This window comes from Pseudoalteromonas sp. T1lg122, from assembly GCF_002964825.1.
GTDB lineage: Bacteria > Pseudomonadota > Gammaproteobacteria > Enterobacterales > Alteromonadaceae > Pseudoalteromonas > Pseudoalteromonas gelatinilytica.
Genome location: NZ_PQCG01000001.1, coordinates 621,794 through 647,508, shown reverse-complemented (window position 1 = coordinate 647,508; position 25,715 = coordinate 621,794). Strand labels below are relative to the sequence as shown.

21 protein-coding genes and 1 pseudogene are annotated in these 25,715 nt (G+C 40.7%); 15 read left to right on the top strand and 7 right to left on the bottom strand.

The annotated features are described in order from the left end of the window. The first annotated feature begins 157 nt into the window (after positions 1-157). Positions 158-1,675, top strand: coding sequence for a DUF3360 family protein (locus C2M33_RS02940; protein ID WP_105173658.1), 1,518 nt, complete (start codon positions 158-160; stop codon positions 1,673-1,675). Between the two features lie 45 nt (positions 1,676-1,720). Here the strand turns inward: C2M33_RS02940 and C2M33_RS02935 are convergent, their stop codons facing one another. Then, on the bottom strand, positions 1,721-2,245 hold the full coding sequence (locus C2M33_RS02935) for a hypothetical protein (protein ID WP_063704405.1): 525 nt from the start codon (positions 2,243-2,245) through the stop codon (positions 1,721-1,723). A 52-nt stretch (positions 2,246-2,297) separates the two neighbouring features. Here C2M33_RS02935 and C2M33_RS02930 point away from each other — a divergent pair, with 52 nt between their 5' ends. Further along, positions 2,298-2,657, top strand: coding sequence for a DUF1294 domain-containing protein (locus C2M33_RS02930; RefSeq protein ID WP_063704408.1), 360 nt, complete (start codon positions 2,298-2,300; stop codon positions 2,655-2,657). A 50-nt stretch (positions 2,658-2,707) separates the two neighbouring features. On the opposite strand, the gene C2M33_RS02925 is transcribed toward C2M33_RS02930, so the two are convergent. The 6 genes from C2M33_RS02925 to C2M33_RS02900 form a co-directional block, all read right to left on the bottom strand. Continuing rightward, on the bottom strand, positions 2,708-3,052 hold the full coding sequence (locus C2M33_RS02925; protein WP_055197357.1) for a PEGA domain-containing protein: 345 nt from the start codon (positions 3,050-3,052) through the stop codon (positions 2,708-2,710). A gap of 244 nt (positions 3,053-3,296) precedes the next feature. Next, positions 3,297-3,617, bottom strand: a complete 321-nt coding sequence (locus C2M33_RS02920; RefSeq protein ID WP_105173657.1) for an immunity protein YezG family protein — start codon at positions 3,615-3,617, stop codon at positions 3,297-3,299. A 21-nt stretch (positions 3,618-3,638) separates the two neighbouring features. Next, positions 3,639-4,166 (bottom strand): hypothetical protein, encoded by a 528-nt coding sequence (locus tag C2M33_RS02915; protein ID WP_105173656.1) that lies wholly within the window; start codon positions 4,164-4,166, stop codon positions 3,639-3,641. Positions 4,167-4,380: 214 nt separating this feature from the next. Continuing rightward, positions 4,381-5,244, bottom strand: a complete 864-nt coding sequence (locus tag C2M33_RS02910; RefSeq protein ID WP_105173655.1) for an immunity 49 family protein — start codon at positions 5,242-5,244, stop codon at positions 4,381-4,383. Positions 5,245-5,419: 175 nt separating this feature from the next. Beyond that, a complete protein-coding gene (locus C2M33_RS02905) occupies positions 5,420-6,196 on the bottom strand; it encodes an immunity 49 family protein (protein ID WP_233999082.1) in 777 nt (258 codons plus the stop codon). Positions 6,197-6,295: 99 nt separating this feature from the next. Then, positions 6,296-10,120 (bottom strand): contractile injection system protein, VgrG/Pvc8 family, encoded by a 3,825-nt coding sequence (locus C2M33_RS02900; RefSeq protein WP_105173653.1) that lies wholly within the window; start codon positions 10,118-10,120, stop codon positions 6,296-6,298. A gap of 303 nt (positions 10,121-10,423) precedes the next feature. On the opposite strand from C2M33_RS02900, the gene C2M33_RS02895 reads away from it, so the two are divergent. The 13 genes and pseudogenes from C2M33_RS02895 to tssG all read left to right on the top strand — a co-directional run bounded on the left by C2M33_RS02895 (position 10,424) and on the right by tssG (position 25,700). Then, positions 10,424-10,843 (top strand): hypothetical protein, encoded by a 420-nt coding sequence (locus C2M33_RS02895; RefSeq protein WP_055197462.1) that lies wholly within the window; start codon positions 10,424-10,426, stop codon positions 10,841-10,843. Positions 10,844-10,871: 28 nt separating this feature from the next. After that, complete coding sequence (gene tssJ, locus C2M33_RS02890) at positions 10,872-11,339, top strand: type VI secretion system lipoprotein TssJ (RefSeq protein WP_082389302.1); 468 nt, start codon at positions 10,872-10,874, stop codon at positions 11,337-11,339. Further along, positions 11,339-12,679, top strand: coding sequence for a type VI secretion system baseplate subunit TssK (gene tssK, locus C2M33_RS02885; RefSeq protein ID WP_063704423.1), 1,341 nt, complete (start codon positions 11,339-11,341; stop codon positions 12,677-12,679). Before tssJ ends, tssK begins: the two co-directional genes overlap by 1 nt. An 11-nt stretch (positions 12,680-12,690) precedes the next feature. After that, positions 12,691-13,413, top strand: coding sequence for a type IVB secretion system protein IcmH/DotU (gene icmH / locus C2M33_RS02880; protein ID WP_054554075.1), 723 nt, complete (start codon positions 12,691-12,693; stop codon positions 13,411-13,413). 8 nt (positions 13,414-13,421) lie between these two features. Next, positions 13,422-17,138 (top strand): type VI secretion system membrane subunit TssM, encoded by a 3,717-nt coding sequence (gene tssM, locus C2M33_RS02875; RefSeq protein ID WP_063704425.1) that lies wholly within the window; start codon positions 13,422-13,424, stop codon positions 17,136-17,138. Positions 17,139-17,146: 8 nt separating this feature from the next. After that, complete coding sequence (gene tagF / locus C2M33_RS02870) at positions 17,147-18,139, top strand: type VI secretion system-associated protein TagF (RefSeq protein WP_055197346.1); 993 nt, start codon at positions 17,147-17,149, stop codon at positions 18,137-18,139. Further along, the gene (locus tag C2M33_RS02865; RefSeq protein ID WP_105173652.1) at positions 18,136-19,701 is read left to right on the top strand and encodes a TssA family type VI secretion system protein; all 1,566 of its coding nucleotides are present in this window, start codon (positions 18,136-18,138) and stop codon (positions 19,699-19,701) included. The genes tagF and C2M33_RS02865 overlap by 4 nt, the downstream gene beginning before the upstream one ends. 52 nt (positions 19,702-19,753) lie before the next feature. Next, positions 19,754-20,275 (top strand): type VI secretion system contractile sheath small subunit, encoded by a 522-nt coding sequence (gene tssB / locus C2M33_RS02860; RefSeq protein ID WP_054554071.1) that lies wholly within the window; start codon positions 19,754-19,756, stop codon positions 20,273-20,275. Between the two features lie 10 nt (positions 20,276-20,285). Continuing rightward, positions 20,286-21,812, top strand: a complete 1,527-nt coding sequence (tssC, locus tag C2M33_RS02855) for a type VI secretion system contractile sheath large subunit (protein ID WP_063704429.1) — start codon at positions 20,286-20,288, stop codon at positions 21,810-21,812. Positions 21,813-22,035: 223 nt separating this feature from the next. Next, positions 22,036-22,521 (top strand): Hcp family type VI secretion system effector, encoded by a 486-nt coding sequence (locus C2M33_RS02850; RefSeq protein WP_054554067.1) that lies wholly within the window; start codon positions 22,036-22,038, stop codon positions 22,519-22,521. A 54-nt stretch (positions 22,522-22,575) separates the two neighbouring features. Further along, positions 22,576-22,983 (top strand): type VI secretion system baseplate subunit TssE, encoded by a 408-nt coding sequence (gene tssE, locus C2M33_RS02845; protein ID WP_054554066.1) that lies wholly within the window; start codon positions 22,576-22,578, stop codon positions 22,981-22,983. A 22-nt stretch (positions 22,984-23,005) separates the two neighbouring features. Continuing rightward, positions 23,006-24,724: a type VI secretion system baseplate subunit TssF gene (tssF, locus tag C2M33_RS02840; protein WP_055197340.1), complete on the top strand. Its 1,719-nt coding sequence runs from the start codon at positions 23,006-23,008 to the stop codon at positions 24,722-24,724. Then, positions 24,721-25,700: pseudogene (gene tssG / locus C2M33_RS21525) on the top strand (type VI secretion system baseplate subunit TssG). Before tssF ends, tssG begins: the two are co-directional and overlap by 4 nt. Positions 25,701-25,715 lie beyond the last annotated feature (15 nt).

Here is a 25,715-nt window from a genome sequence, read left to right as displayed (position 1 = left end):
ATTAAATTTGTTTCTGATACTCTCAACTTATTAAAAACACCTATTTTTTAAATTCATACCCGACCTTTTGCCTAATCGTGTTTTGTATCTGGCTGCTTTACCCTAACTGGAAAATAAAAACTCACACAATTTTTCAAGATAGGCAGTAGGAGAACTCATGAATACGAGGCAGCAATCAGCGTCAATAACGCCTGCTGAACAAGGATCGGATACTCATACCGACCAGCAAAGCTATCAAGCTCTTCATAAACCCAGCAGTGAATTTTCGAGTCGTGACGAATACCTTGAACACGAATTACAAATTATGCAGCCTAAGCGCTGGAGTCCTAACTTACCATTTCGTGATTATCGGTTTGAATTAGAAGACTCTATCCCTGCCATGGCAGGGACCATAGGCAAGGTGGTCATGGTGGGTGCAATTGCTGCAACATTTGCAGCGCCATTGGGCTTAGGTGAAGGCTTTATTCTAGAAAACGTGCGCTATGAGCTGTTAATTGTATCGATCTTCATTTTATTATTTTCAGGCTTCTTTTTACCAACAGCAAACTTAGCGGGTACGCATGGCCCGCTTATTCCTTTGATCCCGATTGTAGTTGCTGCGGGTGGTCACCCAATGGCCTTCGGTTTACTGATAGGGGCGTTTGGTCTATTACTGGCGCTTAGTAAAGGCGGGAGTTTACTGGCGGGGTTAACCAGCCGAGGCGTGTGTGGCGGTTTACTGCTTTACCTTGGTTTTATTGGCACGATTTCGCAGGTTAAAAAGCTATTTGCATGGGCTGAAGGCATTGATATGACCCATATCGCTTTCATTGTGATCTTGTCGACTATCGTGTTATATGCCTTACTTGAGCACTTCAAAAAACGTTGGTTAGCTGTGCCTTTAAGTTGCTTACTTGGTGGTTTAATCGCATTTTTACTGGGTGCACCGTTTGAGTTTAAAACAGCGCCGGGTTTACCAAATATGAACCCAATGTATTGGTGGGGTGAAAATACCGGTTGGATGCTGGGTTTACCGACCCTAGAGAGCTTTGTTGTGGTATTGCCATTCGCGGTGCTTGCGGTTGCCATGTGGTCACCTGACTTTTTAGGGCATCAAGTATTCCAAAAAATTAGTTACCCAGAACGCACAGAAAAAGTACAAATGAACATTGACGATACCATGTTCAGTGCTTCAATCCGCCAAACGTTTGGTTCTTTGTTAGGCGGCTCTAACTTTACCTCGTCATGGGGAACCTACATCGTGCCAGCAGCCATCGCTAAACGCCCAATTCCTGCCGGAGCGGTGTTAACGGCATTATTTTGTATTATTGCCAGTATTTGGGGCTACCCAATGGATTTAGCTATTTGGCAACCCGTGTTATGCGTCGCGCTAATAGTTGGTGTGTTTATCCCGCTTCTAGAAGCGGGTATGGAAATGACTCGCGAAGGTAAAACTACGCAATCGGCTGCTATTGTGGTGTTTTCATCGACTTTAGTGAATCCTGCATTTGGCTGGTCATTAACTATGTTGCTCGACAATTTGGGCTTAATTGGTTGTAAAGAACGAAGCTCTGAACTAACCCCAATGAGCCGCTGGATCATTCCATTAGTAATGTTTGTTATTTTAACAAGCGTGATGGCAATGGTGGGTATGTTGCCAGGGATCCCAGCATTAATGGCAGACTTTAGACATTAATATATAAGGGTAAGGTGATAAACGCCTTACCCTTTTTTAAAGCTTTTATTTAAACTTAACTGTTTTTTCGCTGCGGGTGTAAGTTCGGGTATCGGGTTTTGTCCATTGACCTTTTTTAAGGTAAGAGGTCGACACTACAAAGCTGTTGTTTTTAAACTCGCTTGTCGATTTCACCTTAGTGATCCCTTCTTTATTACCCGTTACATTTTCATAAGCAACAAATTGAGTAGGGCTAAGTACATTCATAGTGCCTTGGGTATAAAAACCTGCCGTAGTGAAGTAATAAAACACCAAAGACTGCTTTTTATTGTCCCAAAAAATCATCGACTCACCACCATATTCACCTTCATTGATAGAGTGTATGGTTTTAATCGCCGTGCCATTGAGCGCGCGTTGCCAGCTACTCACATCTTGCACGGCAGGCTTACCTGCTGCGACATTAAAGTCTGACTGCCACGTGCCTAAATAAGGCTCAAACACTTTTAGCTTGTCATCAAGTTGTTGATCTGCAGCCATAACAGAAAGCGAACATAAGCAGATTGATAGTAAAAGTGATTTTAGGTATGCCATAATAGCGTCCCGATAAAATTAATTTGTTTTGCAGAGTATAGGTGATAATTCTTTGATTAAGAAAACATTAATTACATTTTCATTGTTGTTTCTAGCGCTGCTATGGCTGGTATCGTGGCAACTTAATATTACCTACTTTATTGCAGGCACTTACAGCGTAGCGAGCTTAATAAGCTTTTTGGTATATGGCTGGGATAAACGTTTAGCGATGCAACATGGCGAGCATGTGATAAGAGTACCTGAGCGTACACTGCATATTTTAGGGTTAATCGGCGGCTGGCCAGGTTCATTAATTGCGCAGCAATGGTTAAGACACAAATCAAAAAAACGCAGTTTTATTGCCGTACTTTGGTTAACAATTATTGTTAATGGCAGTGCACTGTCGTCACTGTATTATTTGCAGTTAATTTAAAAGAAGATCAAAAAAGGAAAGCAACAGCTTTCCTTTTTTGTGAAAACCACTTATTGAGCAGCTTGAATTGATTCAATACTATCAAGCTCAATCGTTAGAATTGTTTTCTTATCAACAACAACCCATTTGCGGTAAGTTAAGTAACCTGGCTTTGTTACTTCAATGTCGTACTTACCTTCATCAAGTTCGATACCATCTTCATAAACAGGTTTAATATTCATAATACGAACACGCGCATCATCAGGTGTTGTGACCACCGTTAATGAAATAACCGATTCATCTACAACCACTTCAGGCGTTACTTCTGCAATAGGCTCAGGTTGCGGCTCAACATCATGGCTTGATGAACAACCTGCTAAAACCAATAAGGCAAATAATGCGCTTAACTTTTTCATAAATACTCCATTTAATAGTTCACAATAAACGAAACCGCTTATAGTTTGAAAAATCATGAAGAATCAAGGAATAACAATAGAGGGGGCAGCTATTATTCGTCTTCCGTGACTTTCATATTTATCATCAATAATAAATTTTAGCTATTTTAGTATGTATCCTAATAAGGTTCAAATTATAGTTTCATCAATGTTATTAATTAATGATTTTTACTTATTATTTTTATTGTGGATTTTAAAGTAATGTTTATTGGTTTTTATCATTATTTTCTTTGTCAAAAGCTATGCTGAATTTTCCCTGCCGAGTGAGATTAAAAATCGCACGTTGCCAATTTTCTGGTTGATTTTGTATTGCAGAATCAAACAGTGTTTTAAATAAATCAATAATGCGGTCAGAAACGGCAATAGGGTGCTGAGTTTCATCGGCCTCTTTTTCATAAAAGGCCTGGCATGTAATGACTTCATCGTGCTGGCAATCTAAAATTAACATCGCTTTCGACCAGTCATCGTTAATTTGTTGATATAGATATTGACCTAGTTGCTGTGGTATTTGTGAGTTGGTTGTCATGTGCTGTCCTTAGCGTTGTTGCTATAAAGTGCCGTTTTCGTATTTATTGGCAAGCTCTTTCCATGTGTCAAAAAATCCACCATGAAAGAAATAGCTATCAGAGATATTCAATATTTGATAATTTGTTGTCTCATGGTCTTTCCGTGAATAGTTTGATAGGCTATATCCCTGATCGCCTCGTTCATTTAGCCTCCCTATTAGTCTTGTAATACCGATATCTTCACCTTCCACGAGGTCATCAGTACTTATTGTGCCATGAGGTAATCCACCTGCGTTGGGCATTTTGGTGAAAAACTCAAATTTTTTAACAAACCAAGGTAAAATTGATAGTGGTGCATCAAATTGCCTAGTAGCTAAAAACGGGGCTTGACCTTTTGGTGAAATCATCCAATGAAGGATAACTGATAAGTATCCGTTTTGATTGTAAAAGGAGTGATAACGGCCAGGATAATTTAATGAATCTTCAATTGTAATTAGATGTTTTATCCCTTTTGGTGGATTCTCTGGGTCTTTTATTTCTTTTAGTGAGGGGAAAAATTGTTTAGTCATTTAAATGCCTCCTTTAATGGGAGTGGTAACAGGTGTGATTGTGATAGCATCACCAAACTGTTCTAAGTTGATCAGCTTTCTCTCAAAATTAAATGTTTCAACTGCACAATAGTCTGCTCCTTTGAATAAACTGTTTAACTAACGGAATTTCTCTGTATTAGTCATAGTTATATTGCCAACATCCATGTTGTTAAAGAGCGGTTACTGTCGTTTATTAATTTGGCTCTGTTGGTGGTGTTACATCAATTAACCATGCTGGAATGTAGCCATTTTCAACTGTGAGCTTATAGGCTTTTACGTCTTTAGCGATGATGGCTAGGGCAATAAGGGGGATAGCTAAACCTCCTCGTCTACTACCTATACGCTCTTCGTCACTGTAATATTCTTTATGGGCCAGCAAGGCTTTTTCCATGGCTTGATTATATTCTTGCTCGCCGTTTTCAGTGAAAATGGCGGTAATAATAGGAATGAGCGGCCATTCTAAACGACTTACATAGAGGTATGCTTCATCATCAACGTAATCATCTGAGTTACAGGTGATATAGGCTTGCTCGATTAAAGGGGCTAAGTCGGCACTAGGGTTAAATAACCCTTTGAGTAAGTCAGACAGTGCATAATCAAAGGGTCTCAGTTGATTACCATAATTAGCTGTTTTAAACACATCATTGTCGATGGCCGTTAAGTAAGCGATGGCATCATGGTTACGGGCAATAATACTGCTGTACAAAGCAAGTAGCCACACGGGGTGCTCAGCATGTTCAGGGTCGCGTTTACCAGTTACTTCTAAATATTCATCATCGTAAAAGAAAGGGAAAGGTTGGCCGTCATGGGCATTGCTTTGGAAAATACCATGTCCTAATTGCGAAGCGCGAATAACATAGAGCCAAGCATGGTAGCTATTAGGGTTTTGAATCGCTTCCATGGGGAATGTGTTGATTAAGTTTGTATTAAAGCTAAAGTGCATTTGATACCCAGGGTTTTTCTGTATCATTTCAATTTCATCGACTTGCAATCTATTATATAGCTTTATGGTTCGGTCGTAGCTTACTTGTGCAAAGCTGTAATGGCTCTCAATCATTTTATTTATTCCTTAAAATCCTATATCAAAAATCGATACGTCAATAACTTCGATAAGCCCAGCGTCATAGGCTTTTGATACATAATTAATATGATTAGTATTAGCGGCAGCAAAGCATGGGTTTCATGCTTTGCTGCCAACATCCATGTTGTTAAAGAGCGGTTACTGTCGTTTATTAATTTGGCTCTGTTGGTGGTGTTACATCAATTAACCATGCTGGAATGTAGCCATTTTCAACTGTGAGCTTATAGGCTTTTACGTCTTTAGCGATGATGGCTAGGGCAATAAGGGGGATAGCTAAACCTCCTCGTCTACTACCTATACGCTCTTCGTCACTGTAATATTCTTTATGGGCCAGCAAGGCTTTTTCCATGGCTTGATTATATTCTTGCTCACCGTTATCAGTGAATATGGCGGTGATCACCGGGATAAGTGGCCACTTCAAACGGCTTGCATAGAGGTATGCTTCATCTTCGACATAATCATCTGGATTACAAGTTAGGTATGCTTGCTCAATCAAGTTGGCTAAATCGGCACTAGGGTTAAATAACCCTTTAAGTAAATTGGCTAATGCATAATCAAAGGGTTTAAGTTGATTACCATAATTAGATGTTTTAAACACATCGTTATCGATAGCCGTTAAGTAAGCGATGGCATCATGGTTACGGGCAATAATACTGCTGTACAAAGCAAGGAGCCACACAGGGTGCTCAGCATGTTCAGGGTCGCGTTTACCAGTCACTTCTAAATATTCATCATCGTAAAAGAAAGGGAAAGGTTGGCCGTCATGGGCATTGCTTTGAAATATGCCATGGCCTAATTGCGAAGCGCGAATAACATAGAGCCAAGCATGGTAGCTATTAGGGTTTTGAATCGCTTCCATGGGGAATGTGTCGATTAAGTTTGTTTTTAAGCGAGTGTGCATTTGATAACCAGGGTTTTTCTGTATCATTGCTATTTCATTTTCTCTTAATCTACTATATAACTTTATGGTTCGGTCGTAGCTTACTTGTGCAAAGCTGTAATGGCTCTCAATCATTTAACTTATTCCTTAAAATCCTATATCAAAAATCGATACGTCAATAACATCAACAAGCCCGGCGTCATTGGCTTTTTGTTGTATGCCTACGTACTCAATTTGTTGGCTTTTAGTCGCTATTTCAATCTCATCCAGCATATCTTGAATGCCCTCAACCTCTTTCACAAAATCTTCATCGCCTGCTATGTAGCGTGGGTCTTTTGTTAATGTATCAAGTTTAGATGTGTAGTTTTCAATTATCGAATTCATATACTTTTCAGAGCCTTGCTGGGCTCTTTCTTCTCCTGCTACACGACTACCCCAACTGGCATTACCGCCTTTGGCTTCGATAATTAATACTTTACCGTCTTCTGTTATATACACTTGGTCAAATTGGCCTTGTTTGCCTTTGCCGGGGAGTTTGCTTGCCAGTGGTGTGGCATCTGGGTAATTTTGTTTCACATAAATGCGCGCGGCTTCTTCGCCCAGCGCTTCACTGGCTAAGCGCATGGCACTTTGCGCTTCTTTTAATGCAGTGGCGTTTCCGGCAAGAAGTGCGGCATCACGCTTGGCGACAGCTTGATTGCGTGCAGCTTCAAACTGTTTGAGTCGCTGTTTAACGTTGTCACTTAAATTAGCATGATTTATCTTTAATTTTTGCGCTATTTTGTTAAACACATTTATTTGGTCCGACACGGGTACTAAATTACCATTTTCGTAACGTAATTTAGGGGGCTTTTTGCCATCAAGGCGGCTAATAATGACTTTACCTTCACCGTTGGTATATGCGCGGTAATTGCCGCGCATATCGTCAGATAATTCAGTGAGTAATAAATATTCAGCATGGTCTTTTGCTGATACATGCGTCGCCACAGCGTGGTTTTTACTTGGCTGTAACTGTGTATCTGGTTTGGTTATTTTGGCTGAAACAGTCGGATGTTCAGCCGTCACAGCGTGTGATAACTGTTTATTTAGCTGCCTGCGTTTAACAATTTCGGCAATCTGAGTCAGTGCTTTATTTGCTTTTGCTAAATACCGTGATTTACTTGCCAGTGAAGCGGCCGCACCCACGCCACCTGTGAGCAGTGCTAATACGACCTCAAATGCCAAAATACCTGTTAATCGTTCTTGCTCTACGTGTGAGTGGGCATCAATATACTCGTAAGGGAAACGCGCTAGCGCCAAGCGGGTTTGTTCATCATCAAGTAGAATGTAAAGTAACTCACATGCTTGAGTAAGTGATTGGGCTGATTTTTGTGAGAAAGAAACAATTGTTTCTAGCTCATATTTAACGGCTTCTTTATCACCGCGAGCAATGGCTTCTATAATTCTAAAGCAAGCAGAGTACACACTTATATTAATATCAATACCGAGTACGATCAGGTCTGCTACGCCCTCAATAAGTGACTTTGCACCTTGATAAAAACCAGTGGCATTTGCACCTAGCTCTATCATGTATTGGTTAAATAGGCTTTCTTGTTCAAACAAGGCATCTTCAATGGCCGCTTTTTGTCGAACTTCATTTAGCATTGCTTCTAGGGTCTGCTTAAACTCATTACGCAGTGCAACTAATCGCTGTTCGTCGTCATCAGATGAAGCAATAAAACGAACCTGACTTTGACCTTGCGGCACGTTGGCTAGTTGCGCTTTGCCATTACTGAGTGAGCCGGTGTGCTCATGGCCAAGGCTATCGATAAGCGAGTAACGAATATTGTCTTCAGCACTGCCATCTAGGTAGCAATAGCTTAAGTCTAGTGTGCATAGTGTAGTAGAATCGAGTGAGCTATCAGCCAAATCAAATGATGAAATAGCAGGCGCACGACTCACATTAAGGCTTTGTGCACTCGCTGTACTTGGGCTTTCAATATCGTAATCAACGGGGCCATCAAAATTTATAAATGTGCCATCGAGGGTGAGTACATCGGTGGCAATAATCTCAACATTTCCTTGACTGTCGAGTTTAATTTCGCCGCCTTCGTTATGGAGAATTAAATCACCACGGCCTGAGCCTGTAATCGCGATTGACTGGTTGGTTTGTAAAAATGTTGAGCCATTGGGGGCCGAAATAGTTAAGTCACTTGAGCTAGTTTTAAGCTGAATATCGCTTTGCGCAAAGGCTTTAACTGCGCGACCACTGACCATCGACAGTGCTTGACGAGATTCAATAAGAGTGTTTTTTCCTTGCCATGCTTGGCTACCTGCACTTTGCATGTTGATATCGCGGTTTTGAGTGCTGAGCGAAACATTGTTTTTAACATCAATAAACTGATTATTTTTAATCACAAACTGAATGTTGTCGTTCTCAGTTGTTAGGCAGAGGTCTTTACCTGCATGTAAGTTAATGGTGCCGAGCTGGCTTATCCATTCTATAAATTGGCGGCCTGATTTTTTGGCATTGAGCTCAAGATAGTGCTCACTGGCTAAAGTTTGTAAAATGATTTTAGGTGCTTGCTTGTCATCATCAAACTGCAGCTCGTTTTGCGACGCACTGACCAGCCTGTTTTGCGTATTATTTGCAGCGGTGACAACACTTGGCTGCGATTCATTCATCGCAAAACCCATTAAAAACGTGTTGTTAGGGTCGTTATTTATACAGCCAATAAGTACCTCAGAACCACCAACAAGGGGGAAGTGCCAGCCAGTGGCCTGAGGTTGGTTTTGACATGCGTATAAAGCAAGTTGCTGAATTGCTTGGCTTGATTGCGCAATTGGCCTTGCCGTTGTGTCAAAATCAGTTCGCACACGGTAGCAACCTAAATCATCAATGAAACTAGAAGTCGTTAAAGACTCTACCTTAGCCGGAAATACCATAGGTTTGGCTTGATGTGGCAAAGGTTTGGCTTTAAAAGGCGTACCACGTTCGATAAATTGGGCTTTACAACTATAGCGTGTTAAACCTTGGTGACTATTTTCGTCATTAGGTTGTTCACTGCTGTGATACACACTAACACACAGTAAATCAGCACTACTGCCCGTGCCGGTTTGATCGTCAATTGCAACTGAGCTACCCGCAAATAAATCACATACATTACCCACTAGTTGCGTTGTTTTATTAAGAGAGGCTAACGCGTTACTGAAATCTTGCGCTTGTAATGAGGCGGCACTGGGTGTTGATGCGCATGGTTCAAAGTAAGATTGACTGTTACTTGCGACCTTTAAATATTGTCCATGGGCCACGCAGTCAGTGCGATCATTGTAAATAGAGTGATGTACTTGGCTGTTAAAAAAGCCAACATAAGCGGTATTTTCATCGTTATTCATACCGGCCGAGTTTTTGACTGATACAACACCGCGCTGCAAATATGGGCTGTTTAAGTTGCTATCACTGATCACTAACAGTTCAATGTTATTTTTTGTTTCGAACCAAGTAAACAAACCGAATTGGGTTAGTAAGCGTTGTAGAAAATGCCAGTTTGTTTCCATTGCTTGCACACACTGTGGAAGCGCTGGTAGTGACGAGCCGACACGAAAATCAATTTGCCCTGGAGAGTAGCCAGCTTGGCCTGCTAAATAAAAAATAACATCTTTTAAATTAACGCCAATAAAAACCTTACTATTTGTAATGTTTTTTAATGTGCTCAATCTATCTTTAATAACTATTTTATATCGATATTTACCTTTGAATGTACCTAAATTGTCACACTCAAAAATGATCCCTGCTAGGTGGCGAAAAAAATTATCTTTATTAACGAATGTAATTAATGCGCTTTGTAAAAGCAGATGCTCTAAAAGAATTTGCTGGCTGGATTCACCAATGATAATAAACTCAAACCCTTGATTTAATTGCTCAATTCCATCTACCTGAGTGACATTTAGGGTTATGTTATTTACATCAATTAATAGTCGAGAATTAGACACATCCTTGTCCTTTTTTAACTAAGTCTTGTAGCAAGAAAGGGGAAAATACACACTTATTAATCAATATTCAATAGAATAATTGTAATCGTAATAATTGCGTCATAATTTTGTTCATAATGCCATTAAATTCCAATTAATACGTTTTTATTAGTTTTTATATTAATTCTAAATTAGTTTTATTTTTGAGCTGTATTGAGTTGACTTTTTTGAAAGGATGTTTGTATTATGCCCCCGTTTTAAGGACTAATGTACCAAAAGTATGACATGGCTTTGTACTTTTTTTGGTTAATCAAGGATGATTTTATGGATAAAAAATTATTTATAAATCAAGTCGATAACTTTTATTTTTTGGCTTGGTCTCTTACTAAAAGTATCTCTTCCTTACTTGATCAGACCGGTATTCCAGCACATCGAGTGTTTTCAGCGTCGGTGATCGATCAGTTTTTCTTTTTCCTGAATAGTCCACCTAAAAATGAAGGTAAAATCATTTTAATTAAAGAAGATATTAGTGCTTATATTGATGAGTTGATTGTACTAAATACAAAAATAATATCTTCTGTAGATGATGTGGTTATTAAGTCTCTGGCTGTTGATAATCAAGAAAATAAACGTTCAGGTATTTTTCCTAAAATATTCAATAGTCATAAATGGTCCGATTGCGCATCAATGCGATTTAATCGAGTAATCTGTCCTGTTTACGAAGAAGTTCTTTGTAAAAATTAATTAATCTAATAAATCAATGGGGTTTTGAATGCGTTTTGCAATTAAAAAGGCAGTGCTAATTACTTTGTTTATGTCTTTAACAGCATGTATGAGTACAAATGTAGAGCTAGATATCACTGCGACAGATAATCTTAATTTGAACCAATTTGATGAAGCTTTGCCTGTGGTACTCAGAGTGTATCAACTTTCGGATATACAGAGCTTTAAAACAGCTACGTTTGAAGATTTGTGGAAATCAGATAAGTCAGTTCTGTCAAATACGTTGATCACCGTAGAAGAAAAAACAATTAACCCCGCTGAGAAAACAAAAATAGAATTTGAACAAGCAGAAAATGCGCGTTTTGTTGCCATTGTCGCCCTTTTTAGAGATCGCCAAGGTGATAAATGGAAAACGTTCTACCCGCTCGGTGACGGGCCCGTTAAATTATCTACATCGTTAGATGTATTGATTACAAACAACGAAGTTCAATTACCAGATGAAGACGAGGCTGAGTAATGAACATTAAAGGGCCAATGAAACCTGTATGGGCTGAAGGCGTGTTGCTAGCACAGCAGCATTTTCAGTTATTTGATGACTACCATGAGCAAAATCAGATTGTTAGACAAGGCTTGATTTCGCCATTGGCCTTTGGTTTGCACCACCTCACTATTGATGAATCAGCACTCGCTCGCGGTATTTTAAAGGTGATCAGCTTTAAAGCGATTCTTGAAAATGGGCGTTTACTTGAGTTTGATCGTCAACATCACGAAGAACTAAAGCTTGAATTAGCTGCCGATACAGATGAAGTCACTGTGTATTTAGCGATTGCTGCAAATAAAGTTGTCAGCGACATTGAAGGTTATGCAACTAGTGGCCAACTCAGTGCCTATCAAGCAGATTACATTGAGTTTAGTGATCACCACGATGCAGCAAGAAACCGTGAAGTGCTAATTGCACAACCTAACTATATTTTGCTGACAGATAATGATGTAAAAACGTATTTTGATACGCTTGCTTGTATCAAAATTATGCGCGCTGAAGACGGCTCGTTTAAAGTCAGCAAAGAGTTTGTGCCGCCATTATTAACGATACAGGCCTCGTTTTATTTAACCGAGTTGCTTAATAGAACGGCGAACTTGGTAAATGCAAAAGTGAACGTGTTGCTTGGTCGCAGAAAGAACTTTGGTTCAGTTACTGATTTTGGACCTAACGAAATGAACAGCTTTTTGCTGTTAAATGCAATGGCACCATCAGCAAAACGCTTAGACCATTTAAAAAGCTTGCAACTTGTTCATCCAGAGCGATTATATTGCGAGCTTGTTGACTTAATTAGCTCTGTGTCGATGTTCGAGCACAGTGATTTAGTAAGTCAAATCCCGCCTTATCAGCATAAGCAATTGACTCATGTCTTCGGCACCTTAGATATTTTATTGAGTAAATTACTTGAGGGTGTTGTTCCTAAGAAAATGGCAGGTCTTAAACTTGAGAAAGTATCGAACGCCATTTATCAGGTTGCCACCATTGATTCTGCCATTTTTGATAATAACGACTTCTACTTGGCCGTTTACTTTGAATCTGAAGATACCAAGTGGATTGATACGTTTAGTGATCAGGTCAAAGTTGGCGCCACTGAAAAGCTCGAAATTATGATTGCATCGGCTCTTGCGGGCGTGCAGTTAACACATTGTCAGCGACCACCTAATAAACTAGCTATCAAAAGTGGCTATGAATACTTTCGTTTAGAGGCTCATGGTTTTATTTGGCAGCAAATTATCGAAGAGCAATCGCTTAGTTTATTTATTCCATTTGGCTTACAAGCGGCTCAAGTCGAAATCGTTACAGTGGCAAGAAATTAGGACGCAAGACAATGCAAGAAGCAAAAAACGAACTTGATTTAATCGCCTGTATTGCGCCAGTGATAAACGCGCTTGCGCCTTTAAAGTTAAAGCAATCGACAGATCTTGAACTAAACGATTTTCGAGAGCAGTTACTTACGAGTTTTGATGAGTTTGAACGTAATTGTTATACCCAGCAAGTAACAACCAGTGTTATGCAGGAAGTTAAGTTTGCCCTGACTGCAATGTGTGATGAATTTGTAATGAGCTCTGGCGCGCATTTTCGAATGGATTGGATGTCGAGACCCTTACAGCTTGAGTTTTTTGGTAATAATCGAGCGGGTGAAGAGTTTTTTGAGCGATTAGCAAAACTTCGTACCGGAGGTGAGCCAAAGTTTGCAGCATTAGAAGTGTATTACATTTGTTTGCAACTTGGCTTTGAGGGTATCTACAAAGTGAAAGGAATTGAGCAACTTAAAGCCTTAATTGTTGATGTACGTGCGCAAATAGAAGATGTACGCGGTACTCCACGAGGGCAACTATCTGATAATGGCGCGCCACTTGAAGGGTTTGCAATGAAGGTAGGCCGAAACATTCCTTATTGGGTGATTTTATCAATTTGCTTGGCATCGATTGTTTCGCTTTTTGCTGGTTTTCATTTTGTTATTAACAAGCAAGCAACTCAGAGCAGCCAACGTATAGATAATCAAGTAGAAGTACTTACGCAATTAAGTAAAACCAACGAGACTCGATAGGAAAAGTAATGCAAGGAAGAGTGAACAAAAGCGGCCTAGTGCACTTTTTACTGGGCTTAGTGTCATCAAGAGCAACAGGGCAGTTAATTGGCTTAATTGCTGTGCTCAGTATTATTTGGTTTGCTGGTCGAATCGTTGGTTTAGACACGACAGATAAAAAGCTTATCGCGATGGCTGCGGTAACAGCTGTTTTTATCGTTTTTATTTTTATCCGTTGGTTATGGACAAAGCGTTCGGGCGATAAGCTAGCCTCTGAACTTGCGAGCCATAATGCGGGTTCAAGTGCTGAACTTGATGAAATAAAAGAAAAGATGCAAGAAGCATTAAGCTCGTTAAAAGCTTCCCATCTTGGCGCAGGATACCGTGGTAATACAGCTTTGTATGCACTACCTTGGTATATGATCATTGGTCCTTCAGCCACTGGGAAGAGTACATTATTTGCTAACTCTGGCCTGCATTTTCCATACTCAAATTCAAATGAACTGCACATCCAAGGTTTTGGTGGCACGCGTAACTGTGACTGGTGGTTTTCAGATCAAGCAATTCTGATCGATACCGCAGGGCGTTACACAACAGAGCAATCTGAAAACAAAGAGTGGTTATCTTTTTTAAGCTTGCTCAAAAAATATCGTCCTAAACTGCCTATTAATGGTGTGATGGTCGCGATTAGTGTTGCAGATGTTTTAACCTCAGACAGTGAAGAAATTCGTCAACACGTAAAATTAGTTCGTGAGCGTATTGAAGAGCTTATTACTCAACTTGGGGTGATCTTCCCGGTTTATATAACCTTTACTAAAACAGACTTGATCAGCGGCTTTGAGCCATTTTTTAATGACTTAACAGAAAAAGAACGTGAGCAAGTGTTTGGTGCTTATTTACTAGATATTAGTGAAGATCAACAAAATGATCCGGCTGAAATGTTTGAAGTGCGCATGGAGGAGTTATACCAACGCCTTTGTGAGCAACGTTTGAGCAAGGTTGCCCGCGAACGTAATGAACACCGTAAGCAGTTAATTTTAGATTTCCCTAATCAATTTAAGTCAGCATCAACAAAGTTGACTGAGTTTGTAAACTTGTTATTTAAAGCCAATCCGTATCAAGAGGTTCCTTGGTTTGCTGGTGTATATTTTACCTCTGGCACGCAAGAGGGCACACCAATTGAACGTATTACGAATGGGGTAAGGGATCAATTTGGTGCTGTCGTTGTTGAGCAAAAACAAGAAAGCATTACGCAAAGCTACTTTATCAATCGTGTTTTTAATGATGTGATTTTCAAGTTGCAAGACCTAACTCGTGGTAACCGCAAAAAGCGCTTGGTTGGCCGCTGGTTAAAAGGTTTAACAGTGACTTCAGGTTTGGCAAGTATTGCCGCCGTGACAGCATTACTCATTACTTCATATACTAGTAACCAGTTGTTGTTGAATCAAGGTGAAGCCCGTGTAAAAGCGATTGTAGAAGCGAATGTAAATAAAGCAAAAGATGAGCAAAAACTTGCAGCTACGCTTGATTTATTTGAACATTATCAATCGCTTAACAATTATGAAAAGCAGTTGCCATGGTATTTCATTTTTGGCATTTACGAGGGTGACGAAACCCTAACTAGTGTTTCGCAGGTTTTGTTTAATCAATTAAATCAGTTGATCACCCTTCCTGCAGAAAAGCAAACGCTTGCGCAGCTGAAAGAGTTTGAAGCTATTTGGTCAGCAGATGATGCCGATGCTCGCGCAGCAAGTCGTCAGGCATATTATGATGCTTTGAAATTACATCTGATGTTAAGTGCTCACCCTGAACACAAAGACGATGAGTTTGCCAAGCAGCAGCTACTTAGTTTTATTAGCCAGCACTTTAACATTGAGATTGATGCTCAAGCTGACTCACCGATCATCTCACAATTAAACGATTTAGTTGATTTATATTTAGCGAACATAAGCACAGATCTAGAAAACCCAGGTGAAATTTTATTTTGGCAAAATAATGAAACGGCTGTACTGAATGCAAGAAATAGCCTGAACACACAACCAGAAGCCGAACCTCTATATCAACAAATTATTAGTAGCTTTGCTGAGCGTAAAAAAGCGATTCAGCTTAAACAGTTTATGGCTGCGAAAAATCGCGATGTACTGAAAAGCAACTTTAGTATTCCTTATGTGTATACCAATGCAGGTTGGCAAGAATATGTTTATCCAGAAATTAAACGTATTTCTCGACTGGTATTCTCTGGTGATTGGGTAATGGGCACAAGTAATGAAAGCGGTCAAAATGCCGTTGATGAAGCCCAAGCTGATGCACTGGCAAAAGCAATGCGTAGTTATTACTTTAAAGACTATGGCAATACATGGTTTGCGTTTTTGAACAGTATAAAAGTGCCTACTTTTAGAGATTTAAATGATGCCAGTATTAATTTTGCTCGCCTTTCGTCTACTGATGGACCACTCATTGATCTGATGACGTTGGTGAATGACAACATCGTTGTTGCAGATAAACCATCTGCTGTAAGTGCAAACAACGACAAAATAGCGACCATTCTTTCTGGTGCAACAGATACGGCGGCTAAAAAAGTGGCCAAAGGAAAGTTAGCAAAACAAGTTGCAGAGCGCCCTGATTTTTCTCAAGTTAGTACTGTTAGAGCCCCTGAACTTGAAACGCGTTTTGCTGACTTGCGTCGCTTCTCGCAGCATGATGAAGATAAGCAGATGTCTGATTATATGAGTCAGTACATTAGTTCTTTGAGCAGCATTCACTCAGATATAAAAGCGATGGCTGCTAGCAATGAAGATGATGCGCAAGCAATGGTGTTTGTACAAGACTTATTGTCTGGAAATAGCCAAGATAATGCATTGCAATCGTCTTGGATCATTATAGAAAGCCAAACTCGAGCGCTAGACCCAGAAACAAAAGACACGCTTGACGTGCTATTCAAAGCGCCATTGCAGTCAGGTATTGCAAGTATCATGGCAAAAGCACGTAGCCAGTTAAATGAAGAGTGGGAAAACCAAGTTTATACCATGTATAGCAACAGCATTGCTGGCAAGTACCCATTCAATTTGACTGGCCCTGATGCTGCTATTGCCGATGTTTCTGAGTTCTTAAATAGTGAAACTGGGGTGCTTTGGAACTTTATTAATAGCCAACTTAAACCTTTCATGAAAGTACGCCGAGGTGTATGGGAAGAAAAGCAATGGAACGGTGTGGGGATTGGCTTTAATCAAGAGTTATTAGACGGTTTAACAAAAGCAAATAAAGTAACACGCTCTTTATTCTTGAACGGCTCAGACGCGGCTGGTTTTAACTTCCAAATGATGCCTGTTCCACAAAAAGGCATTCGCGAAACGTATTTAGGTTTCTCTGAGCAAGGTTATCGTTATAGAAATGAACCGGAAGAGTGGCGTAATTTCTCATGGCCAGGAAGAGGCGCAGCAGAAAAAGCTATTTTGTATGGTTTAGATAACGCCGGACGAAGAGTCACTATTGAGCAAGATGGTCCATGGGCTTTATTAAAAGTACTTAACGAAGCAAATGTGAAATGGATTAAGGGTACAGAGTTTCTTGCTACCTGGGAATTAGTTGATAAATCAGAGCAAAGTTTAACAGTCCAGTTCTCATTAAAGTCTGGTCGCAATAGCGGTATTTTTTCAAAGTACATGTTGACCTCTTTTGCATTGCCTAATTCGTTGTTTGCACCTAAGCCACAACTTGCGCAAGCAAGTAGAGCCTCGGTTCAATAGGGGCAAGTATGTTTAATTTGTTCACCAAGAAAAAGTCGCCAACGCTGGTTAAGCAGTTTACCTATGGGTACATGGGTAAAACACCTGTTAGGCCTGACTTTGTAAAGTTAAATATATCTTCTAGGGAATCAGTAGCACTAGACCATTGGTTGCAAGAAGGTTTCGCGCATATAAACCGAGGTGTTATTGGCGGTAAAACAACTGCATTAAATGGTGTTTCTTCGTTATTTTTTGTATCTGGTAATAGTGACGACAGTAGTTTGTTAGGTGTTTTACAGCCAAGCACTGATAGCAGTGGTCGTTTTTACCCGTTTAGTTCGTTTATCCATAGCGGACTTGAGACTTACAAACGTCACCCTGCTTTTCTATTTTTATATGCAAGTCATGTTATTGAGCACCTATTAGGGGTTAATCAGCGCATCGTTGAAGCACATTCAATTGATGCGATGGCTGAGCAAGCTAAATCGTATAGTAAAGTGGCTGATGCATTAAAGCAGCAGCCAAATCTAAATCAAGAGCTTGATAAATTACGCAGTATTCCGATGAGTGTGGTTTGGCAGCATTTAGGGATCAACGACATTCATCACCGAGCGGTTTTAATTGAAGAGCTTTCAGCGGTATTAAAGTCGATTGCGAATAGAGGTTGCCTACGTACACAATTTGGTATTCGTCTACCCATGCCACACTTTAGTCACGAAAGTGCCCTAGTTGCAGGTTTTTGGCTACATTTAATTGCTTCGATCGTTGCCGATCATAATTGGCAACCTTGGTTCTTTTACCAGCTAGGAAATGAAAGCTCACAACCGAGCCTAACGGTGTTTTGCCGCCCTGTACCGGCCTCTTATTTTGGTTCAGTGTGGCTTGCTGAGGATAAGTCAAAAGACATTATTGATTTAGTAAATCTGTCACTAGACAAAGTGCCGAGCGAATACAGCCTTAATTTTGCTGATATGGACAATGTGAGTGTTTACGATGCGCTCAGAAGGTGGTGCAAAGCATGAGTGTAGTTAATCCGCATACCCATAACAGCTGGGAGCTGTGGCTTGAAGAGCTTAGTAAGCCACTTTCGGGGCTTGCGTGTGGTGAAGATCTAAAATACGAAGAAACCTTTAAAGCACTTAAAGCTTCATCATCAGGTGTGGGCGAAGTTGATTTTAAAGTCATGTTTATTCAAGCCACCGATCTTTTGCAAAACCAAAGTAAAGATTTACGTATAGTGAGCTACTTGTGCCTTGCGGCTACCAGTGAGTTTGGCGTGGTGGGTTTAACTCATTCTTTAAAACTGTTTAATCAACTATTAAGCCAGTTTAGTGAACAGGTTCATCCTTTAAAAGCACGTATGCGTTGTGCGGTTAACACGTGGTTTTTACAGCAGCAAGAACGCTTAAAAGGAATCGCCCAAGCTCAATCATCTAGCCCTGAGCAATGGGCTGAATTAGAGACTGTGTTAGCTGAATATAATCAGGTTTCAGTGCCTGTACTTGATGCTGACTCAGGGCCTTTATCAACTCTGAATGAGTGGGTAAAAGAGCAAGTAATTCGCAATCCTGTCGCTAAGCCTGAACCAGAAGCTAAAGCAGAGCCTGAAACACACCAGGCGACGGTGGTCAGCGAGCCAACGACTGAGCCCGTAGCGCAACAAGTTGTTCAGGCAAAACCAGTGACCACTGCACCTAAAGTGGCTGACATTGCCAGCGATAGTGCTTACCTAGCAGCAATTCGTGAGCTGCTTAATTTTGATAAAGAACAAAACAACATTGAACGGGTGTTAAAGCTCTCGCGTGCAGCACGTTGGTCTGGATTAGCGTTACCTGCCAATGAAAATGGCAAAACAAGACTGCCAGCACCGCGTGCGGCTGCCTTCGCCCCCATTGAAAACGCACTGGCAACTGAACAAGCAGAGCAAGCATTGTTACTTGCTGAGGGTTTGTTTATGGAAGGCGCTATGCAGTTTAATTTGAATCTGCAAATGCTTACTTTGTCAGCGCTGAAACAGCTAAATAAAGCAAAATTAGTACAGTGGTTAGAGCAACAGCTAGTCTCTTTAGTCAGTCAATTTCCGTTATTAACCAATTTAAAATATGACGATGGTTCGGGGTTATGCAGCCCACAGAACAAAGAAGCGTTATTAGACATTGCCAATTCACATGCTTCGCAAAATGAAACAACTCAAGTGCAAGCAAATCCATTTGACGAGCATTACATAGCCTTAAGCGAGCAAGTTGCAAAAGGGCAGTTAAGTGCAGCCCTTAGCTTGGTTGCACAATTAAGTACGCCAACTGGATTCGACCAAGCTCAAAGTCAATTGCTTAAAGCTAAGTTGTTACTTAAAGCAGAACATTATGAGCACGCATTGGCAATTTTAACCGAATTACTCGAGCAAATTGAAACTTATCAATTAGCGAAGTGGCAACAACAGTTTTGCATGGAAGTATGGCGTTTCGCCAAGCAATGTTACGCCAATTTGTCTCAGACAGAGAGTGATGACATGAGTTTAGCTGCTAAGCAAATTAGTCAGCGAATGATGGTTACAAACCCGGCTCAAGCAATAGCGTGGGTGTAACACGCCTAATTGGAATTTAGTCGTTAGACAAACAAACTGCAAAGGAAGAAACATGACAGATACATTTCAAAAAGAGATCCCACGAGCTCGGATCAACATATCGTTAGAGCTTGATACTGATGGGGCATCACAAAAAAGCGAATTGCCTTTAAAAATGCTGGTTATTGGTGACTATTCTAATGGTCAGAATAGCCAAGAACTTGCTGAGCGCGAACGCGTGACGATCAATAAAAATAACATTGAGCAAGTACTGAAAGATATCGCGCCAAAAGCGAACTTTCAGGTGGCAAATAAGATTAAAGGCGACGGTGATATCAATGTTAATTTGCAGTTTGATTCATTTAAATCGTTTGATCCAGAGCAGGTTGCTGCACAGGTGCCTGAATTAAACAAAATGATGGCAATGCGTAATTTGTTACGTGACTTGAAGTCAAACCTTCTTGATAACTCATCACTTAGAAAAGAGTTGGAACGTGTTTTACAAAACCAACCAGAACTTGATGAGCTAAAAGCGAAGCTAGATGAAATAGCGCCGCTTGCTTCTGAAGACGAAAAACAACCTGTGACGGAATAAGGACGCCGCTATGTCAATGCAAGAACAATTAAATGTAGCTGCTCACACGGTAGAGCAAGCGCCATTATCAACTTATGAAAACTTATGTAACATGGTTGATATTGCCCCTGTAGGCGATGAAATCAAGTTAGATACATTTAGAGATGCAGGTAATCTAGCAGAAACACGTGCGAATGAGCGCCTTACTGCCGCTATTAATGTCTTTTTAGATATGGCGGGTACCAGTGGCGAAGCGGTAACTCGCATCGATAAGCTGTTGCTTGATGATTATATTGCAAAAGTAGACACCATTATTTCGCAGCAGTTGGATCAAATTTTACATCACCCTGATTTTCAAAAAGTAGAATCAGCGTGGCGTTCACTGCGTTATTTAATTAACCGCACGCCAAATAACGCGAATATTAAAATTGAAATGCTCGATGTTGATAAAGAAACATTGCGTGATGATTTTGAAGAAGCGCCAGATACAACACAATCAGCGTTATATAAGCATGTTTACACATCAGATTATGATACCCCTGGTGGCGAACCTGTATCGACTATGGTGTCTAACTTTGAGTTTGATTGCTCAGCGCCAGACGTTTCACTACTCCAAGAAATCTCGCGCGTTTCGGCAGCGGCCCATTGTCCATTTATGGGCAGCGTAGGTCCTAAGTTCTTCTTAAAAGAGTCATTAGACGAAGTATCTAAAATTCAAGATATTGGCTCTTATATGGAGCGTGCTGAATTCTTACGTTGGAAAAACTTCCGCGAGTCAGAAGACTCTCGTTATATTGGTCTTGCTTTCCCGCGTTTCTTACTACGTTTACCGTATGGTGAAACAAACCCAATTCGTAACTTTAACTACCAAGAAGATGTGAACAGTCAGCACCACGAGCGCTATTTATGGGGTAATGCAACATTTGCATTTGCTGCCAATATTATTCGTAGTTTCCATGATAATGGCTGGTCGGTGAATATTCGCGGCCCGCAATCAGGTGGTAAAGTTGAAAATCTACCTTTGCATTCATTTGAAGCTGGTAAGGGCTCTGAAACTAAAATCCCTACAGAAGTGCTTATCTCAGAGACCAAAGAGCTTGAGTTTGCTAACCAAGGCTTTATTCCTCTTAGCTATTACAAAAACTCTGACTTTGCGTGTTTCTTCTCGGCAAATAGTGCCCAGAAACCGCAAGTACTTGAAACAGCTGAAGCAACTGCAAACGCCCGTATTAACTCGCGTTTACCTTATATCTTCTTAGTATCGCGTATTGCTCACTACTTAAAAGTATTGCAGCGTGAAAATATTGGTTCGAGTAAACCTCGTCATGAGCTAGAGCAGCAGCTAAACGATTGGCTAGGTGCGTTGGTAACGAAGATGAATAACCCAGATGAGTCGTTAATTGCAACACACCCGCTCAAAGACGCAAAAGTAACGGTATCTGAGATCCCAGGTAACCCAGGTTATTACCGCGTGAGCACTTACATTGTGCCGCACTTCCAAGTTGAAGGTATTGATGTTCGCCTTGCGCTTGTTGGGCAAATGCCTGGCGAAAAATGAACTGCCAAGCCGCCGATGAAACGGATTTAAGCAGGCTGTGTAAAGACGTCAATTTGGTGAGTAGCTGGTTGGTGTAAAAGAATGGCCCCAAGTTGGTTGCAGCCAACTTGGGACATGTTCCCCAGTGGCATGAAGCATCGGGCTTTTTGGGGGGCATAAACAAGGTTGTTTATGCCTATGCCATTAAACAGGAAACAATTCATTCTAAAAGGAGAATAATGAAATGGCAATTCCAGCGTATATGTGGTTAAAGGATGACCAAGGTAATGACATCAAAGGTTCTGTAACTGTTGCAGAGCGTGAAGGTTCAATTGAGATCCTACACTTTGATCATGAACTTCGCATTCCTACAGATAACGACACAGGCGAATTAACAGGTACTCGTAAGCACGAACCTTTTGTTATTACAAAAGCGGTTGATGCAGCAACACCATACCTGTACAAAGCGTGCTCAAACGGTCAAACACTTAAGCAACTTGAGCTTAAATGGTACCGTATTGATGACACAGGGACCGAGCGTGAATATTTCTGCCACAAGTTGGAAGATGTAAAAATCACCTCAATTCTACCAACAATGCATAACGTAAAAGACTTAGACAAGGAGCGTTACCCGCACCTTGAAACAGTTAGCCTACGTTATAAGCGCATTACGTGGACTTACCTTGATGGCAACATCGAGTTCTCTGACTCTTGGACTGAAGGTCGATAAGTCAGCAAAATTAAAGGATATGCGAAAGCATATCCTTTTCTTAGAGGTAAGTTTATGGCGTTATTCGATTTTTTAACTCAACCAGTCACACGAAATGGTCATCAAGGTTTTCAAACTGATGAGCAAAACAGTGTCTGCAAACATCTAAATGAATTACTTAATGCGCGTCGTGGCGTGTTAAAACATTTGGCCGATTATGGGTTGCCTGATGTCGAAGATATCTACGAGGGCCTTCCGTATTCACAGCACACCTTGGCGTTTGAAGTTAAAAAATTGATAGAAAAATACGAGCCACGAGTTCGCTATGCCAATGTCATTCCTATGGAAATTCGTGAAGAAAATTGCGTGATTAGGCTTGATATACAAGCATTTTTAACCTCAGGACAATGTATCAAACTTAACACCCGATTTGAGTCGGGTGGTAAAGCCGATGTGGCAGAGCATGCCAAGCAGTTTGATTAATTCAGCGTAAAAGGATAGTTCAATGCAACAGTATTTTGATGCACAAATGCGCTTATTAACCCAAGCCGGCAAACAGTTTGCTCAGCATTACCCTGAGCACGCAGGCATGTTAAATATCGATGCGCTAAAAGATCGTGATCCCCATATTGAACGACTACTAGAAGGTGTTGCCTATTTAACTGCGCATACGCAAAAGCGTTTAGATGAGTCTGTTCCTGAGGTCTCAGAGCAAGTGCTGCGTCAGCTATGCCCTATATTATTGAGCTATTACCCATCAAGCACGGTTGTAAAGTTTAGCCCTAAGTTGGCAATGCAAAAATCACATCTTATTGAAAAAGGGCTGACGCTAAGCGCTGATAAGTCAGTGGTTGATAAAAAACATATCACCTTTACAACAACGCACGACCTACAAGTTAGTCCTCTTGATGTTGAGCATGTGCGTTATCAAGAGTCGCATTTAGGATCTGAGCTACGTATTGGCCTACGCTTTGTTTGCCAAGGTGAGCGCAAAAACTACGACCTTGCAAATTTACAGTTTTACTTACGTGGTGATACGCCTTTATGTAGTTCTTTGTTTAAGCTTTTAAAAACAGCAGAGCAGTTTACAGAGCTTGATTTTGGCCCCTCGCATTTTGAACATAATAAAAAGTTAAAAGTAAAAGGTTGTAGTGCTACTTATTTAGATATAGATGGCGCTTTATTACCGCATGCAGAACAAAGCCATCCGGGCTATGCGCTGCTGTTAGACTACTTTAACGCGAAAGACCGTTTTTACTTTATGCGCTTTGATGGTTTAAAAGATCTGACCTTACCTGAGCATATCGATCGATTTGAGCTGGTGTTTAGAGGCAGTAGTAAATTACCACCGGGTCATCAATTAAGCCGCGATAATATTTTACTCAATTGCGTGCCAGCTATTAATTTGTTTGCACAACCTGCAGAGCCAATACGCATAGAGTCAAACCGCACTGATTACATGATCACCGCTGATCAAAACAGAACAGATCATATCTTCAGTTACACCGTTAATGAGGTTAAAGGACGCAACTCGTTAAGTGGCAAATCGTATGATTATACCCCCAGATATCAAAGCGTGTTTGAAGACGAAAAGAAACTGTTTACCGTTTTAACGAAAGATGTGGGCGGGGCTGCGCCGTGCCACTATTTACAGTTGCCATTTAACCTTGAAGAAGAAAAAGAAACCTTATCGGTTGATTTAACCGTTTTTAATGCTGGTTGGCCAAGGCAGTTACTCCAAGAGGGCGATTTAAACATTGGCGGCCCAGATATGCCAAGCATTGCCAATGTAGAAAATGTAATTCGCCCGACTAACTATTTGCCATGCCCTGAACAACCAAAGCATTGGCAGTTGATAAGCCTATTAAATGTGAAGTTTTCACAGATTACACAAGTCACCGAATTAAAACGCTTACTGGTATTATTTGATTGGTCACAAAAAGCTGAAAACCGATTACGTATTGATAGCATTCAAAAAATTACCGCAACACCGATTAGTCAAATTAAGCGTGGCATTTTTATTAAAGGTGTTGATGTACTGATTGATATTGATGAAAGCAAATTTGTTTGTGATGCCGACTTATACCACTTTTGCAATATGCTGCATCAGTTCTTTCTAATGTATGCGCCAATTAACGAGAGCGTGCAGACCCGAGTCAATGCGATTCCAAGTTATAAAACCCACTGCTGGGAAATTGAACCGGGCAAGAGTTATCAGTTATGAATATGCACGAGTCAATAAATCACCCTGTTTGGGCAAAGTTACCTGAACCAATAGAAAAGCTGATTGCAGCTCCTTGGCAGTTTAATTTGTTTAAGGCGATGAGCCTAATTGAAAAACATTGGGCAACCCCTTTAGAACTTGAAAAAGGGATTAGCGAGCGAGTTATCTTTAAGCCTTATAAAGAACTTGGCTTTCCTGCCACGGATGTTCGCAGCTGTGAATTAGATAACCTTGGCCGTGGCCGATTAAGTTTGTCGACATCATTTTTAGGCTTGTATGGTGTAGATGCACCTATGCCACATTATTTACTCGAGCAGGCGGCAAGTGATCAAGAAAGTGGGGGCCGAGTAAGGCAGTTTTTAGCATGTTTAATCATGTGCTTTATTGCCAATTGTTTCAAGCATGGAAAAAGTCGCACATCAATGTTGAAGGCCGTGGTGCAGAGCAATTCGACCATTTAATCGAAGCCATCTTATCAACCAAAACTGAGCAAAAAGTTCAGTGCGGTATCGCCAGTTTAAAACAAACCAGCGCTGCGGGTTTAGCGCAATTACTTCGCCACTCACTAGAGGTTGAGCAACTGACTGTGGATGACACCCGTGCAAATTGGCAACAAATAGACTCGCCAAGTTCATTTGGTCAAGATCAACAGATGGTGTTAGGCGAGTCAGCGGTTCTTGGTGAGCGCGTATTAGTCAGTGGTAGCGTACTGACCATTGTGATTGGTCCTGTGGATTCTGACACCGCGATAGCGCTTAATCCTCAGCACTCACAAGGCAAAAAAATGGCTGCCATGTTAAGCACTCATTTACCTAGTAATGTGCAATGGATTTGTCAAATTAAGGTGGCTAATCAAGCAGTAACAGAGCAAGCCTTAGGGCAAAACGACTTGCTACTCGGTCACAACTCTTATTTAGGCTGTGCTGAAGCAAATATCAGCGTGCACAGTTACACACATCAACAATATCAACATTAAAAGTAATCAGGATTT

Excerpts from the sequence above, each read along its gene's own strand:
- tssJ (WP_082389302.1), top strand. The coding sequence starts at position 10,872 with ATGCGTTTTGCAATTAAAAAGGCAGTGCTAATTACTTTGTTTATGTCT.
- C2M33_RS02865 (WP_105173652.1), top strand. The coding sequence starts at position 18,136 with ATGAGTGTAGTTAATCCGCATACCCATAACAGCTGGGAGCTGTGGCTT.
- icmH (WP_054554075.1), top strand. The coding sequence starts at position 12,691 with ATGCAAGAAGCAAAAAACGAACTTGATTTAATCGCCTGTATTGCGCCA.
- tssB (WP_054554071.1), top strand. The coding sequence starts at position 19,754 with ATGACAGATACATTTCAAAAAGAGATCCCACGAGCTCGGATCAACATA.
- tagF (WP_055197346.1), top strand. The coding sequence starts at position 17,147 with ATGTTTAATTTGTTCACCAAGAAAAAGTCGCCAACGCTGGTTAAGCAG.
- tssM (WP_063704425.1), top strand. The coding sequence starts at position 13,422 with ATGCAAGGAAGAGTGAACAAAAGCGGCCTAGTGCACTTTTTACTGGGC.
- C2M33_RS02895 (WP_055197462.1), top strand. The coding sequence starts at position 10,424 with ATGGATAAAAAATTATTTATAAATCAAGTCGATAACTTTTATTTTTTG.
- C2M33_RS02905 (WP_233999082.1), bottom strand. The coding sequence starts at position 6,196 with ATGATACAGAAAAACCCTGGTTATCAAATGCACACTCGCTTAAAAACA.
- C2M33_RS02925 (WP_055197357.1), bottom strand. The coding sequence starts at position 3,052 with ATGAAAAAGTTAAGCGCATTATTTGCCTTATTGGTTTTAGCAGGTTGT.
- C2M33_RS02940 (WP_105173658.1), top strand. The coding sequence starts at position 158 with ATGAATACGAGGCAGCAATCAGCGTCAATAACGCCTGCTGAACAAGGA.
- tssE (WP_054554066.1), top strand. The coding sequence starts at position 22,576 with ATGGCGTTATTCGATTTTTTAACTCAACCAGTCACACGAAATGGTCAT.
- C2M33_RS02935 (WP_063704405.1), bottom strand. The coding sequence starts at position 2,245 with ATGGCATACCTAAAATCACTTTTACTATCAATCTGCTTATGTTCGCTT.
- tssC (WP_063704429.1), top strand. The coding sequence starts at position 20,286 with ATGTCAATGCAAGAACAATTAAATGTAGCTGCTCACACGGTAGAGCAA.
- C2M33_RS02920 (WP_105173657.1), bottom strand. The coding sequence starts at position 3,617 with ATGACAACCAACTCACAAATACCACAGCAACTAGGTCAATATCTATAT.
- C2M33_RS02915 (WP_105173656.1), bottom strand. The coding sequence starts at position 4,166 with ATGACTAAACAATTTTTCCCCTCACTAAAAGAAATAAAAGACCCAGAG.
- C2M33_RS02910 (WP_105173655.1), bottom strand. The coding sequence starts at position 5,244 with ATGATTGAGAGCCATTACAGCTTTGCACAAGTAAGCTACGACCGAACC.
- tssK (WP_063704423.1), top strand. The coding sequence starts at position 11,339 with ATGAACATTAAAGGGCCAATGAAACCTGTATGGGCTGAAGGCGTGTTG.
- C2M33_RS02850 (WP_054554067.1), top strand. The coding sequence starts at position 22,036 with ATGGCAATTCCAGCGTATATGTGGTTAAAGGATGACCAAGGTAATGAC.
- tssF (WP_055197340.1), top strand. The coding sequence starts at position 23,006 with ATGCAACAGTATTTTGATGCACAAATGCGCTTATTAACCCAAGCCGGC.